At 73.1% G+C, this 13,211-nt stretch carries 13 protein-coding genes; 7 read left to right on the top strand and 6 right to left on the bottom strand.

Features of this window, described 5'->3' with window-relative positions; all coding sequences use genetic code 11:
• Positions 1-173: 173 nt before the first annotated feature.
• Entirely contained in the window at positions 174-599 is a 426-nt protein-coding gene (locus ADL05_RS29050) for a PPOX class F420-dependent oxidoreductase (RefSeq protein ID WP_053620209.1), read from the bottom strand.
• Positions 600-743: 144 nt separating this feature from the next.
• Here ADL05_RS29050 and ADL05_RS29045 point away from each other — a divergent pair, with 144 nt between their 5' ends.
• Positions 744-1,253 (top strand): hypothetical protein, encoded by a 510-nt coding sequence (locus tag ADL05_RS29045; RefSeq protein ID WP_053620208.1) that lies wholly within the window; start codon positions 744-746, stop codon positions 1,251-1,253.
• Positions 1,254-1,297: 44 nt separating this feature from the next.
• On the opposite strand, the gene ADL05_RS29040 is transcribed toward ADL05_RS29045, so the two are convergent.
• The 4 genes from ADL05_RS29040 to ADL05_RS29025 form a co-directional block, all read right to left on the bottom strand.
• Positions 1,298-2,719, bottom strand: coding sequence for an adenylosuccinate synthetase (locus ADL05_RS29040; RefSeq protein ID WP_053620207.1), 1,422 nt, complete (start codon positions 2,717-2,719; stop codon positions 1,298-1,300).
• A complete protein-coding gene (locus ADL05_RS29035; protein ID WP_053620206.1) occupies positions 2,716-3,723 on the bottom strand; it encodes a hypothetical protein in 1,008 nt (335 codons plus the stop codon). Before ADL05_RS29035 ends, ADL05_RS29040 begins: the two co-directional genes overlap by 4 nt.
• Before the next feature lie 118 nt (positions 3,724-3,841).
• Positions 3,842-4,981, bottom strand: coding sequence for a molecular chaperone DnaJ (locus ADL05_RS29030; protein WP_156366097.1), 1,140 nt, complete (start codon positions 4,979-4,981; stop codon positions 3,842-3,844).
• Positions 4,982-5,021: 40 nt separating this feature from the next.
• Positions 5,022-5,843 carry an NUDIX domain-containing protein gene (locus ADL05_RS29025; protein WP_053620204.1) on the bottom strand — a complete coding sequence of 274 codons (822 nt, stop codon included), beginning with the start codon at positions 5,841-5,843 and terminating at the stop codon, positions 5,022-5,024.
• 212 nt (positions 5,844-6,055) lie between these two features.
• On the opposite strand from ADL05_RS29025, the gene ruvC reads away from it, so the two are divergent.
• The 6 genes from ruvC (at position 6,056) to ADL05_RS28995 (ending at position 12,664) form a co-directional block, all read left to right on the top strand.
• On the top strand, positions 6,056-6,604 hold the full coding sequence (ruvC, locus tag ADL05_RS29020) for a crossover junction endodeoxyribonuclease RuvC (protein WP_053620230.1): 549 nt from the start codon (positions 6,056-6,058) through the stop codon (positions 6,602-6,604).
• Between the two features lie 49 nt (positions 6,605-6,653).
• The gene (gene ruvA, locus ADL05_RS29015; protein ID WP_053620203.1) at positions 6,654-7,268 is read left to right on the top strand and encodes a Holliday junction branch migration protein RuvA; all 615 of its coding nucleotides are present in this window, start codon (positions 6,654-6,656) and stop codon (positions 7,266-7,268) included.
• An 89-nt stretch (positions 7,269-7,357) separates the two neighbouring features.
• Positions 7,358-8,524 (top strand): Holliday junction branch migration DNA helicase RuvB, encoded by a 1,167-nt coding sequence (gene ruvB / locus ADL05_RS29010; RefSeq protein ID WP_053620202.1) that lies wholly within the window; start codon positions 7,358-7,360, stop codon positions 8,522-8,524.
• A gap of 266 nt (positions 8,525-8,790) precedes the next feature.
• Positions 8,791-9,156 carry a preprotein translocase subunit YajC gene (yajC, locus tag ADL05_RS29005; protein WP_053620201.1) on the top strand — a complete coding sequence of 122 codons (366 nt, stop codon included), beginning with the start codon at positions 8,791-8,793 and terminating at the stop codon, positions 9,154-9,156.
• Between the two features lie 149 nt (positions 9,157-9,305).
• The gene (locus ADL05_RS29000; RefSeq protein WP_053620229.1) at positions 9,306-9,854 is read left to right on the top strand and encodes an adenine phosphoribosyltransferase; all 549 of its coding nucleotides are present in this window, start codon (positions 9,306-9,308) and stop codon (positions 9,852-9,854) included.
• Positions 9,855-10,486: 632 nt separating this feature from the next.
• On the top strand, positions 10,487-12,664 hold the full coding sequence (locus tag ADL05_RS28995; protein WP_053620200.1) for a bifunctional (p)ppGpp synthetase/guanosine-3',5'-bis(diphosphate) 3'-pyrophosphohydrolase: 2,178 nt from the start codon (positions 10,487-10,489) through the stop codon (positions 12,662-12,664).
• Between the two features lie 63 nt (positions 12,665-12,727).
• On the opposite strand, the gene ADL05_RS28990 is transcribed toward ADL05_RS28995, so the two are convergent.
• On the bottom strand, positions 12,728-13,195 hold the full coding sequence (locus tag ADL05_RS28990) for a nitroreductase/quinone reductase family protein (protein ID WP_053620199.1): 468 nt from the start codon (positions 13,193-13,195) through the stop codon (positions 12,728-12,730).
• Positions 13,196-13,211 lie beyond the last annotated feature (16 nt).

Here is a 13,211-nt window from a genome sequence, read left to right as displayed (position 1 = left end):
GACGTTCGTGGTACCCGACCACCTGGCGCACGTCGCCCACGAGTCCGCCGGACGCGCCGCACGACGTTCGTGGTACCCGACCACCTGGCGCACGTCGCCCACGAGTCCGCCGGACGCGCCGCGCGGGCCGGCGGCCGGGAACCGCCTCGCCGGTGCGTCGGGCGCCGGTGCGCTCAGGCGGTCATGTCGAGTTGGGCGATCACCTTGGTGGGGCGGATCCGCACCACCAGCTCGCCCGGTACCCCGTTGCGCCTGCCGAACTCCTCGGCCCGGTCCTCGCCCATGTAGCGGCCGGCGATCACGGTCGCCGTCCGCAGCAGCTCGTCGGGGTCCTCCGAGACCTCGGCCAGGCCCTGGACCTGGACGAACGCGAACGGCGGCTCCTCCAGGTCCACGCTCATGGCCACGCGCGGGTCGCGCAGGATCGACCGGCCCTTGGCGGTGGCCCGGCCGGTGTTGAAGACGACGACCCCGTCCTCCACGACGAACCAGACCGGTGCCACGAGCGGGCGCCCGTCCGAGGCGGTGAAGGCGAGCTTGCCCGTGCGCGTCCCCGCCAGGAGGAAGTCGCGGACCTGGGGATCGGTGATGGAAGCCATGGGCCCACGCTAGCGCCGCGCCCCGTGCCCCACCGGGCACGACACGGTGCCGGGCGGCCCGAGCGCCGCCGGAGCACACGGCATCGATACGATCCACGCCACAACGGCGTTCACACGGGACGGCCGGAACCGAGAAGGGGTGCCATGGGTGAGGTCGTGCCGGACGACGGTACGTGGCGGATCAGCGCCGGTGAGGGTGTCGAGCTCGCGGGCCGCTGGTGGAGGTGGGTGTGGTCGGCGCCGCAGGGAGGCGATCCGGTCGGGGACACCACCGGCCGGTACGCGGCCCACGACCAACCGGACGACCTGTGGTTCCTCGCCGGCACCTACGGGGGCAGGGTCGTGCGCCGGTGCGAGGTGCCCACGGGCCGCCCCCTGTTCTTCCCGGTGCTCAACTGCGTGAACAAGTCCAGAGCCGTCAAGGAACCGGTGGGCATGCCGGTCGCGCGTGCCGACGCGCACCTCAACGGTGTCCACCTGCCCCTGGAGGAGTTCTACGGAAGGTTCCGCGGCCCGTTGTGGTCGCGCTGGTACACCTGGGGGCTCTGGGGCGCGATCGCTCCTCTGAACCCCGGCGGATACGTCCTGGAGATCAAGGCGGACACCGGTCAGGGGTTCTGGGTGGACACCACGTACCACCTGACCGTGGTCTGAGGCCACGGCGACCTCTCGCGGGCGGCGCCGCTCCTCGAAGACGGTCAGACATGGGACGGGACGCGCGCGTCCTCCCTCGTCGGTCCGCCGAACTCCGCTTCCAGGGGCAGCCCGAGGGCGTGCCCGACGGTGCTCCCGAGGTCCTCGCCGGGGATCGGTGCCAGGACCGGGCGCGCCGCCAGGAGAGCCCGGGTGAGCCGCTCCTGCCGTTCCAGGTCGCGGTCGGCCGCGGGCGCGACGCGCAGCGCCGACCCGTCGGGGTTCTCGTAGCCGGTGCACCACTGGGGGCTGGGGACGGCTCGGGCGGCCGCGTGCGGTGCGTCGGCCGTCCCCGACGTCCGGTCGAACGCGTCGGTGTGGGTGACCACCAGCGAGTCGACACCGCCGGTGGCCGCGAGCGCGTACCGGTGCGCCACGAGGTCGAGGTGCCCGACCCGGAACGGCCCCTGCCAGGGGTGGGTCCCGTTGTGCCGTTCGGGCAGGACCGCCCCGAGCGCCGGGTCCTCGCTCACCAGCGGCCCGGCGCCGTGGCGTGTGGTGTAGGTGCGCACCACCCCGATCCGGCGCGCCTGACCGGGGCGTCCGGCCTCGGCCAGCAGCGCCAGCGGATTGGCCGTGGTCGTCGTGGACCACGTGGTGTAGGGGTGGAACCCGTGCCACTCGTCCAACAGCACGCCCTGGGCCCCCTCGAACACCACGGGGGCCGAGGCGAGCAGGTGTGGCAGGTGGTCCTCGTCCACCAGCCGCACACGCTGCGCGAACGCCGCGTAGGCCGCCACGCACTCCTCCACGTCCAGGCCGTCCTGCCTGCGCGGGGCACCGTCCGGACCGCCCGACCGGTGCGGGGCACCGGCCGGGCTGGGCGAGAGGCGTCGCCCGCCAGGGCCCTCCTCCCGGGGCAGGTCCTCGGCCACGTACGCGGCCAGTCGGCGCAGCTTGCGGCGCAGCCGTGCCGGATGCGCGCAGTCGCCCGCGGTCGGGGCGTCCCCGGGGTGGGCGAGGGCGTAGGCCATGGTCTCGCCCACCCCCATCCCGCACGAGCCGTGCCGGTCCGCGCCCCGGGCCAGCTCGCGGGCCCGGTTGGCCGCCTGGTGCCAGGGGGTGCTGATCAGGGCCCGCCGGTCCACGGTGACCAGCGAGAACGGGTCGCGGATCCCGAGTTCCGCCAGATGGCGGGCCTCCGCGGCCAGCGCGAAGGGGTCCACCACCGCGAACCGCGACAGGTGGGTCGGCACGGGGCCGCCGGGAGCCAGGGTGCCCGCCCCGAACTGGGCGAACGTGTGGTGCCGTCCGTCGGGCGTGACGACGTTGTGCGCGGCCTGGGCGCCGCCGTTGGCGCGCACGACGGCGCCGTAGCGCCGCCGTGCGCACAGCAGGTCGACGGTCACGCCCTTGCCCGCGTCGCCGAAGCCGAGGTCGACGACGATCGCGTGCTCGTCGGCCCCGTGGCCGGGAGTCCGGTTCACAGCCGGTCCACCCCGCCGCCGGCCCCGGTCCCGTTGCCGTCGGCCGCGAGCCGGTCGAGGGCCGGCGCCACCACGACCGATCGGCGCGAGGCGGCGATCGGCGCCAGGGCCTTGCCGACCGCGTCGCCTGCGTCGGAGCCCGCCTCGGCGAGATCGTCCAGCCCCTCCTGGAGGTCGATCGCCTCCTCACCGAGACCCACCGTGACGGCGATCGTCTCGCACACCGCGTCCAGGTCGTCCAGGTAGATGACGTTCTGGCCCAGGTGGGTGTCCCAGAAGCCGCGGACCCGGTCGTCGTGGAAGTAGTGGCTGCCCGTCGGCATGACGAAGTAGACCTCGAACCGGCGGCGCAGCTCGGCCAGGATCACCGGGAACGGGATGTTCTCGCCGATGTCGTCGCCGATGACGTCGCGCACCTCCCGCGCCTTGACGGCGCCGTAGGCCATCTCGTCGCCGATGATGAACAGGTAGCCCCGCCGTCCGCGCTTGTCGAGGCAGTCCATGGCCGTGTGCCGGGCCATGAAGTACATGGCCAGCTCGTAGGACTCGGTGGCCTGTCCGCCGCCACCGCCCTCCAGCAGGATGCGGTCCAGGTCGTCCTCCAGCTCGTTGCCGGACTCGAACTGGCCGACCTGGAGCGGGGCGCGGTCGCAGGTGGCGTCCCCGATCCCCCCGAACAGGATCTGCGGATCGTCCACGTAGCCCTTGCGCAGCAGCAGGCCGAACAGGTCCGGCAGCTTCGCCTGCAGGCCCCGGGGCACGCGTCCCATGGAGCCGGTGACGTCGAACAGGACGGAGATGGCGAGGGAGTTCGGGTGGGCGTCGGAGTCGCGGCTCTCGCGGACGGTGACACCGTGCGGGTCGAGCGACGGGTGGACCTTCCACTGGTCGCGGGGCACGGACGAGGCGACGTTGTCGGTGTAGCCGAAGCCGCTGGCGCCGACGGAGGCGTTGTAGGCCTGGCGGGCGTGGTAGGCGTCGGTGGACCAGTTGCTGCTTCCCATGGGGTTCTCCTTCTACGGGGGTGAGGGGCGCAGGGGCGGGGCGCGCGGTTCCGGCGGGTGCGCGGCCGGGTGGATCGCGGAGGGTGGGGCTCGTGGGAGCCGGGGGTCGTGTGGTGGGTCAGGCCGTCCGGGTGCCGTGCCCGGTACCGCTCGGGGGAGCGGACGGCATGTGGAAGGGGCGGAACCGGCGCGGCCCGAACTCCCGCTCCAGCGCCTCGTCCAGGTCGCCCAGCAGGGCGAGCCCGTCGCCGGGGCGGCGCTCGGGCGCGGGCAGGGAGCAGCCGCGCGCGAAGGCGCGCAGCCGCCGGGGCAGGCGGTCCCCGGTGAGGTACTCGACGCAGCGGGTCGCCATGTAGACGTCCGTCGCGGGCACCGCCGGCCGCCGGTCGGCCACCTCGGGCGGGTACAGGTCCTTGCGGTGGGCGACCATCGCGGGAATGTGCGGAGCCGTGTGCGCGGCCGCGGAGGTCACCGAGTAGCACCAGTCCACGAGCACCAGTCCGTGCTGTTCGGGGTGGATGAGCACGTGCTCGGGAACGACCGCGCCGTGCACGACCCCGGCCGCCGCGGCGTTGCCGATCGCGACGAGGAGCCGCCGCCACATCCAGGCGGCGTCGCGCGGGTCGACGCCGTCGGGATGGGCCCGGCGCACCTCGGCCAGGGAGTGGAAGCCGACGAGGCGTGTGAGCACGTTGGCGCGCCGTTCGACGCCGGTCCCCGCGTCGCGGTGGCGGATCGACTCCACCAGCGAGGGCACGAAGGCCCGGTAGCGCTCGTGGCCGCGCTCGCGGACGCGTGCGAGCGCGGTGGCCTCGGCCCGCATCAGGTCGTTGTCGCGGGGGGAGCGGGGCAGCTTGAGCACCGCGTCCCGCCACGGGGCGCCGGGCCCCGAATCGTCCCGGTAGCGGACGCCGTGCAGGTCGGCCACGTCGCCGCGGGCCAGGGGGCGGCGCACGTGGTAGGTGTGCGCGCGGGTGACGAGGGTGGGGTCGCCGAAACTCAGGTCGCCCGCGACCATGTCCTGGAAGTGGCTCCACAGCCGCGTCAGACGGGTGAACGCCGTGGCGGCGTCGGCCGTCCGCGCCGGGGGAGCGAGGTCCGGGTGGACGCGCCGGGCCAGCCGCCGGTACGCGGCGGCCGCGGCCGGGGGGACGTCGCCATCGTCCTGGACCGGGCCGAACAGGGATTCGGGGTTCTCGGCCAGCGCGATGGAGCGCAGTGCCGCGTCGAACTCCGCGGTGCCGTGCGACATGCTCATCGTGCCCTTCTGGGTGGTGGGGGGATACGGGCGGGGAGGGTCAGCCCGCGGGGGAGGACTGGGCCCCGCGCAACAGCGGCGGGTGCAGGAACGCGGCGCCGCCCGGCCGGTAGAGGCGGGCGCGGCGGCCGCCGCCGGGGCCGCCCCGCTCGGCCAGGCGGCCGGTGTCCTCGACGAACCCGGGGGTGGCGAGGATCTTGCGGTGGAAGTTGGCCCCGTGCAGGGGGCGTCCCCACACGGCCTCGTAGACCTCGCGCAGGGCGGTGATCGTGAACTCGGGGGGCAGGAAGGCGGTGGCCAGCGCCGTGTACTCCAGCTTGGAGCGGGCGCGTTCGACCGCGTCGGCGACGATGCGCGCGTGGTCGAAGGCGAGGTCGATCTCGGCACGGCCGCCGCGGTCCCCTCCGTCGCCGTGCCCGAGCGCGGACCAGGGGATCCAGGCGGCCTGGTCGGCGTCGGTCTCGGGGTCGGGCAGGTCGGGGGCCAGGAGTACGTAGGCCACGGAGATCACCCGCATGCGCGGGTCGCGGTCGAGGGCGCCGTAGGTGCCCAGCTGTTCCAGATGGAGTTCGGTGGGCAGCGGGGTCTTCTCGGAGAGCACCCGCAGGGCGGCGTCGGGCAGGTCGGGGTCGGCGGGGCCGTCCGGTCCGTCCTGGGCCCGGACGAACCCGCCGGGCAGCGCCCACCAGCCGAGCTGCGGACGGGCGGACCGACGCATCAGCAGCACGTGGGGGACCCCGGCGCGGATGGTGAGGGCGACGACGTCCACGGTGACCGCGGCGGGCGCGTAGGCACCGGGGTCGTAGGCGTCCAGGAAGCGGCGCTCGCCGTCGTCCCGCCGTGGTGTCCGCTCGCCGCTCACGTGTTCCCCCAGTTGTTCTCAAAGTGAGTTTTTCTCTTGCTGAGATCAACTTAGCACCGTGAGCGGATTCCGTCCATCCCTGGAGGAATCCGAGCCCGTTCCTGGGCCGTAACGGCCGGTGCCGGCGGGCGACACGCCCGGGGCGGCGGGCGGCGGGCGTCGGCGGGCGCCGCTAGCATGGTGCGAACGGACGTTCGAGAAGGGTGGCGCAGGTGCGCGTGGTGGGGATCGATCCAGGGCTCACTCGGTGCGGTGTCGGCGCCGTCGAAGGCGCCATCGGCCGCCCGTTGACCCTGCTCGGGGCCGACGCCGTCCGGACCAGCCCCGACGACGACCTCCCCCAGCGGCTCGTGGCCATCGAACGCGGCATCGACGCCTGGCTCGACCTGCACCGGCCCGACGCCGTCGCCGTCGAGCGGGTGTTCGCCCAGCACAACCTGAGCACGGTCATGGGCACCGCCCAGGCCAGCGGCATCGCCCTGGTCTGCGCCGCCCGGCGCGGGCTGCCCGTCGCCCTGCACACGCCCAGCGAGGCCAAGGCCGCCATCACCGGCAGCGGACGCGCGGACAAGGCGCAGGTCGGGCACATGGTCGCGCGTATCCTCAGACTCGACGCACCCCCCAAGCCCGCCGACGCGGCCGACGCCGTCGCCCTGGCCGTCTGCCACATCTGGCGCGGCGGCGCCCAGGCCCGCGTGGCCCAGGCACAGCAGGACTTCGCCCGCAAGGTGGAGCTGGCCCGCCAGGCGCGGGGCCGGTGACACCCGCCCCCAGGAAGGAGACGGGCACCCCCTCGGGTGCCCCCACGCCATGATCGCGTTCCTCACCGGCCGGGTCGCCGCACGCGGCGCAGGCACCGCCGTGATCGACGTCGGCGGGGTCGGCATGACCGTCCAGTGCACCCCCACCGCCCTGTCGCGCCTGCACGTGGGCGAGACCGGCACCGTCGCCACCAGCCTCGTCGTCCGGGAGGAGTCCCTGACGCTCTTCGGGTTCGCCGACGACGAGGAGAAGCACATGTTCGAGCAGGTCCAGACCGCCTCCGGCGTCGGACCACGGCTGGCGCTGGCCATGATGTCGGTCCACAGCCCGGCCACCCTGCGCCACGCGGTGGCCACCGAGGACACCGCCGCGCTCACAAGGGTGCCCGGGATCGGCAAGAAGGGCGCCCAGCGCATCGTGCTGGAGCTGGCCGGAAAGCTGGAGGGCCCGATCCTCACCGACGGCACCCTGCCCGGCACGGCCGAACCCGCCCCCGCCCCCGACGACGCCTGGCGCGGGAAGGTGGTCTCCGGCCTGGTCAACCTCGGCTGGTCGGCCAAGGACGCCGAGACCGCCGCCTCCGCCGTGGCCGCCGAGGCGGAGGACACCGCCGACGTCGCCGTCCTGCTGCGCAGCGCCCTGCGCAGGCTCAGCCGCGCCTAGGGAGCGGGCGGCGGACGCCCGCCCCGCCGCACCGCCCTAGGGTGTGCGCGGTACCCAACGAACACGCCCCGACAAGGAGACCGGCCCCCATGGAACCCACGGACGAGCCGTCGGCCTACGAGCGCGACGCCGTCTCACCCGACGCGCAGGGTGACGAACGGCAGCTGGAGGGCGCCCTGCGCCCCCGGGCACTGACCGAGTTCGTCGGGCAGGAGCGCGTCCGCGAGCAGCTCTCCCTGGTCCTGCACAGCGCCCAGCGGCGGGGCCGCGCCCCCGACCACATCCTGATGTCGGGCGGGCCCGGGCTGGGCAAGACCACCCTGGCCATGATCATCGCCGGTGAGCTCGGCGCGCCCCTGCGCATCACCTCCGGCCCGGCCATCGAGCGCTCCGGCGACCTGGCCGCCGTGCTCTCCACCCTCCAGGAGGGCGAGGTCCTGTTCCTGGACGAGATCCACCGGATGGCCCGGCCCGCCGAGGAGATGCTCTACGTCGCCATGGAGGACTTCCGGGTCGACGTGGTGGTCGGCAAGGGGCCCGGCGCCACGGCGATCCCCATCGAGATCGCGCCCTTCACCCTGGTCGGCGCCACCACCCGGGCCGGGATGCTGCCCGCGCCGCTGCGCGACCGCTTCGGCTTCACCGCCCACATGGACTTCTACCGGCCCGACGAGCTGGAGCTGATCCTGCACCGCTCGGCCGGCCTGCTCGGCGCGCCCATCGAGGACGACGCCGCCCGCGAGATCGCCGGGCGCTCGCGCGGCACGCCCCGCATCGCCAACCGGCTGCTGCGCCGGGTGCGCGACTACGCCGAGGTGCGCGGCGACGGTCGGCTCACGCTGGAGACCGCGCGCGCCGCCCTGCGCCTCTACGAGGTCGACGAACTGGGCATGGACCGCCTCGACCGCGCCATCCTCGACGTCCTCCTGCGCCGCTTCCGCGGCGGGCCCGTCGGCCTGTCCACGCTGGCGGTGTCGGTGGGGGAGGAGGCGGAGACCGTGGAGGTGGTCGCCGAGCCCTTCCTCGTCCGCTCCGGCTTCCTGGCCCGCACCCCGCGCGGGCGCGTGGCCACCCCGCAGGCGTGGGCGCACATGGGGCTGACCCCGCCGCCGGACGCCGCCTTCGGCGCGGCCGTCGCCGACGCGAACGGCACCGGGGCGAACGGTGCCGGGACGAAGGCCACGGGCACGAACAGCACGGGTGCGAACGGTGCCGACGCGAACTCCACCGGCGCGAACGGTGCCGCGCAGCCCTGACCGGCGATCGTTAACACACCGATCTCCACTGGTGGGCCGACGGTGACCGGCGCCACGTAAGCTGGGTCCACCAGCCGACGCGGGGCCCCGCCCCGCGCACCCCGCGGATGTCTTTTCGGCACTCGCGGAACGTGTCGGGCCCGTCGAGCGTTACAGGTGACGGGTGCGACCCGGGATGAATCCGGGTGGCATGCTCAAGGTGGTCGTCGCGGTGTCCGAACCGGGATCCGTCGGCCACACGACGAAACGTCAGGAAGGACGCCCCCGTGCAGGGCATTTACCATCTCGCCGCCGAAGGAGAGCCCGCGGGCGGGCTGCTCTCCATGATCCTGCCGTTCCTGCTCATCCTGCTGGTCTTCTGGCTGCTGTTCTGGCGGCCGAACCAGAAGCGCCGCCAGCAGGAGAACCAGATGCAGGCGGCCCTCGTGCCCGGCGTCGAGGTCATGACCAAGGCGGGCATCTTCGCGACCGTCGTGGAGATCCACGACACCGACGTGCTGCTGGAGATCTCTCCGGGCACCCGTATCCGGATGCTCAAGGCCGGCATCGGCGAGGTCATCACGCCCGCGGCCGACGACACCCCGGTGGAGGACCGCCCCGACTTCGGCGACGACGACAAGCCCCAGAGCTGATCCCGCCCGGTCCCCTCGGGGACCGAGACCGGAAGGGCCGGCCTCGTCCGCCCTCCGACGGCCACAGACTTCGGTACCGGCTCCCCGCGCGGGGGCCGGTACCGCCGTGCGTGGCCACCCGCACCCGCATCCCACTGCAGAGGCCCCGCATGACGACCGACACCGCCGACGCCGTTCCGGACCTGGAACTCATCCAGTCCCGCATCCGCGACGTCGCCGACTTCCCCGAGCCCGGCATCCTGTTCAAGGACATCACGCCGCTGCTCAACGACCGGCACGCGTTCGCCGCGACCGTGGCCGCCCTGGCGGCGCCCTTCCTCGACGCCGGAGTGGACCACGTCATCGGGCTGGAGGCGCGCGGCTTCATCTTCGGCGCCCCCGTCGCCCTCGAACTGGGCGCGGGCTTCGTCCCGGCGCGCAAAGCCGGGAAACTGCCCTCGCGGACCATCGGCCGGGCCTATGATCTGGAGTACGGGACCGCGACCGTCGAGATCCACGCCGACGCGCTCCACCCGGGCAGCCGTGTGCTCATCGTCGACGACGTCCTCGCGACCGGAGGCACCGGCAGGGCCGCGGTGGAACTCGTCCGCACAGCGGGTGGTACGGTCGTGGGATTCTCGGTCCTGATGGAACTCGCCGCGCTCCAGGGACGCGAGAAGCTGCCCGACGTGGAGCCGCACTGCCTCCTCTCGGTCTGATCCGGCGATCCGCGTTCCACCCTCTCCGTCCCCACGGGAATGGGAGGGGGCCCGCCATCGTTGATGTACTCCTACACCAGGGGTCACACCCCAGGTGATACGTGTCACACAGGGTCACGTGGGAGGCGCCGGAGCGCGACCGGGAGACGCAGATCGCTCCCGCGACCGCGGGGCGGTCCGTGGGGGAGACACCGCGGCGGCCGCGTCGGAGACTGGCCCTTGACGACACGCACGTGTACCGGTGGAGCCGGGCGACGCCTTCGCCATCGGCGTTGATGACGCCCGCGCGACCGGACGGACCGCGGGAGGTAGGCATGCCCAACGAAGTGGTTTCGACCGGGGCCGTATCGGCGAGCGGACCGCGGCCGGACGCCTCCGGGGCCCGGCGCCCGGACGCGCCGGGAGGGCAGGCCGACGTCACCCGTGCGCCGGCGCGGAGCGATCAGACACCTGTGTCGGCGAGCGAAAGACCACAGGGGGACCGCCCGGAGGGCGCCGCGAGCGATGCGGCGCCCTCCGACGTCTCCGGGGCGGGGGCACCGGGGCGCGCGGCGTCCACCCCCTCCACCACGTCCTCCACAGTGCGGGTCCGCAGGCGACTCGCCCGACTCGGCGCCCAGCGGGGAGTAACGATGAACCCGGTGCTCGAACCACTGATCAAGACCGTGCGCGCCACCCATCCGAAGGTGGACGTGCGGCTGATCGAGCGCGCCTACGAGGTCGCCGCGCACCACCACCGCGATCAGAAGCGCAAGAGCGGCGACCCCTACATCACCCACCCGCTGGCCGTGGCGACCATCCTCGCCGAGCTGGGCATGCAGGAGGCCACCCTGGCCGCCGCCCTGCTGCACGACACCGTCGAGGACACCGAGTACTCGCTGGACGAGCTGCGGGCCGACTTCGGGGACGAGATCGCCGAGCTCGTCGACGGCGTCACCAAGCTGGACAAGGTCAAGTACGGCGAGGCGACCCAGGCCGAGACCGTCCGCAAGATGGTCGTGGCCATGGCCCGCGACATCCGCGTCCTGGTCATCAAACTGTGCGACCGCCTGCACAACATGCGGACCCTGCGCTACCTCCCGTCGAAGGCCAAACGGGAGAAGAAGGCCCGCGAGACGCTGGAGATCTTCGCCCCGCTCGCCCACCGGTTGGGCATGAACACCATCAAGTGGGAGCTGGAGGACCTGGCCTTCGCCACCCTCTACCCCAAGCGCTTCGACGAGATCGCCCGGCTGGTGTCCGAGCGCGCCCCCCGCCGCGACGTCTACCTCCAGGAGGTCATCGAGGCGGTCTCGGCGGACCTGCGCGAGTCCAAGCTCAAGGCGACCGTGCGCGGGCGGCCCAAGCACTACTACTCGATCTACCAGAAGATGATCGCCCGCAACTGCGGCTTCGACGAGATCTACGACCTCATCGCCGTGCGGGTCCTGGTGGACAGCGTCCGCGACTGCTACGCGGCCCTGGGAACTATCCACGCGCGGTGGAACCCCGTGCCGGGGCGGTTCAAGGACTACATCGCGATGCCCAAGTTCAACATGTACCAGTCGTTGCACACGACGGTCATCGGCCCCTCGGGCAACCCGGTCGAGCTGCAGATCCGCACCCGCGCCATGCACCGCCGCGCCGAGTACGGCATCGCCGCGCACTGGAAGTACAAGGAGGACCGCGGCGGCGGCTCCGAGCCCAAGGCCAAGGGCACCACCGACATGCAGTGGCTGCGCCAGCTCATCGACTGGCAGCAGGAGACCAAGGACCCGGGCGAGTTCCTGGAGTCGCTGCGCTTCGACCTGTCGGTGCAGGAGGTGTTCGTCTTCACCCCGCAGGGCGACGTCATCTCCCTGCCCCAGGGCGCCACGGCCGTGGACTTCGCCTACGCCGTGCACACCGAGGTCGGCCACCGGACGGTCGGCGCGCGCATCAACGGCCGCCTGGTACCGCTGGAGAACGAGCTGCACAACGGCGAGGCCGTGGAGATCCTCACCTCCAAGGACCCCGACGCCGGGCCCAGCCGCGACTGGCTGAACTTCGTCAAGAGCGCCCGCGCCCGCAACAAGATCCGGCACTGGTTCACCAAGGAGCGCCGCGAGGCCGCGATCGAGCAGGGCAAGGACGAGATCGCCAAGGTCATGCGCAAGCAGGAGCTGCCGGTCAAGCGCATGTTCAGCGGCGAGGCGCTCATCGCCCTGGCCAGCGACCTGCGCTACCCGGACGTGGACTCGCTGTACGCGGCGGTGGGCGAGCACCAGGTGAGCGCGCAGAACGTGGTGTCCAAGCTGGTGGACTCCATGGGCGGGCTGGAGAGCCACACCGAGGACATCGCCGAGTCCGCGCTGCCCGGCAGGACGGCGGTCCGCCGGACCAAGACCGGCAACCCGGGCGTGGTGGTCGAGGGCGACTCCGACGTGTGGGTGCGCCTGTCCAAGTGCTGTACCCCCGTCCCGGGGGACGACATCGTCGGCTTCGTCACCCGCGGCAACGGCGTGTCCGTGCACCGCGCGGACTGCGTGAACGCCAAGACCCTGGACACCGAGCGCATGGTGGCGGTGCAGTGGCGGCCCACCGAGGACTCGATGTTCCTGGTGGCGCTGCAGGTGGAGGCCCTGGACCGCTCCCGGCTGCTGTCCGACATCACCCGGGTGCTCTCCGACCAGCACGTCAACATCCTGTCCGCGACCGTGCAGACCAGCCGCGACCGTGTGGCGCAGAGCCGGTTCACCTTCGAGATGGCCGACCCCGCCCACCTGGGGAGCGTGCTGCGGGCGGTGCGCGGCGTCGACGGCGTCTACGACGTCTACCGCGTGCGCAACTGACACGCCGGTCCCGGCACCGGTGAAGGTGCCGGGGACCGGCGCGGTCCGCCGCCCGGACCCCGATCAGATCCGGATCGTGGTGGACCTCACGATCGCGAACACCGGGTGCCCGGGGGCCTCGTCCACGAACGCGTTCTCTGGTGCGTCCGGCGGGGTCTCGAAGTACGGTCCCACCACGGCAGCCCTCGGGTGCTGCAGGTACTCCTTCAGCAGCGGCGCCGCCTCCTCGGGTTCCAGCTCCCGGACGCTGATGAGCTCGATCCAGCCGCCCTGGCGCAGGGTGGCGAACCCGTCCTTGCGCAGGTTGCGCACCCAGTCCACCTCCCCGTAGGGGGCGACCAGGCAGCGGCCGCGCTCGCTGTCCAGGACGCTGATCGGGATGGTGCGCAGGAACCCGGACCTGCGCCCCCGCGTGGTGAGCAGGTGCATCTCGGGCGGGCACGCCCCGTACTTGACGAAGTTGCTGATGACGGCATTGGCCGTACGCCGCAACCGCGTCATCTCGAACCGCTTCGTCGGTTCGTTGACCATCTCGGCAACCCTCTCG

This window comes from Nocardiopsis sp. NRRL B-16309 (assembly GCF_001279585.1).
GTDB lineage: Bacteria > Actinomycetota > Actinomycetes > Streptosporangiales > Streptosporangiaceae > Nocardiopsis.
Note: the sequence above shows the minus strand (reverse complement) of the source record. Positions and strands in the feature narration are given on the sequence as shown.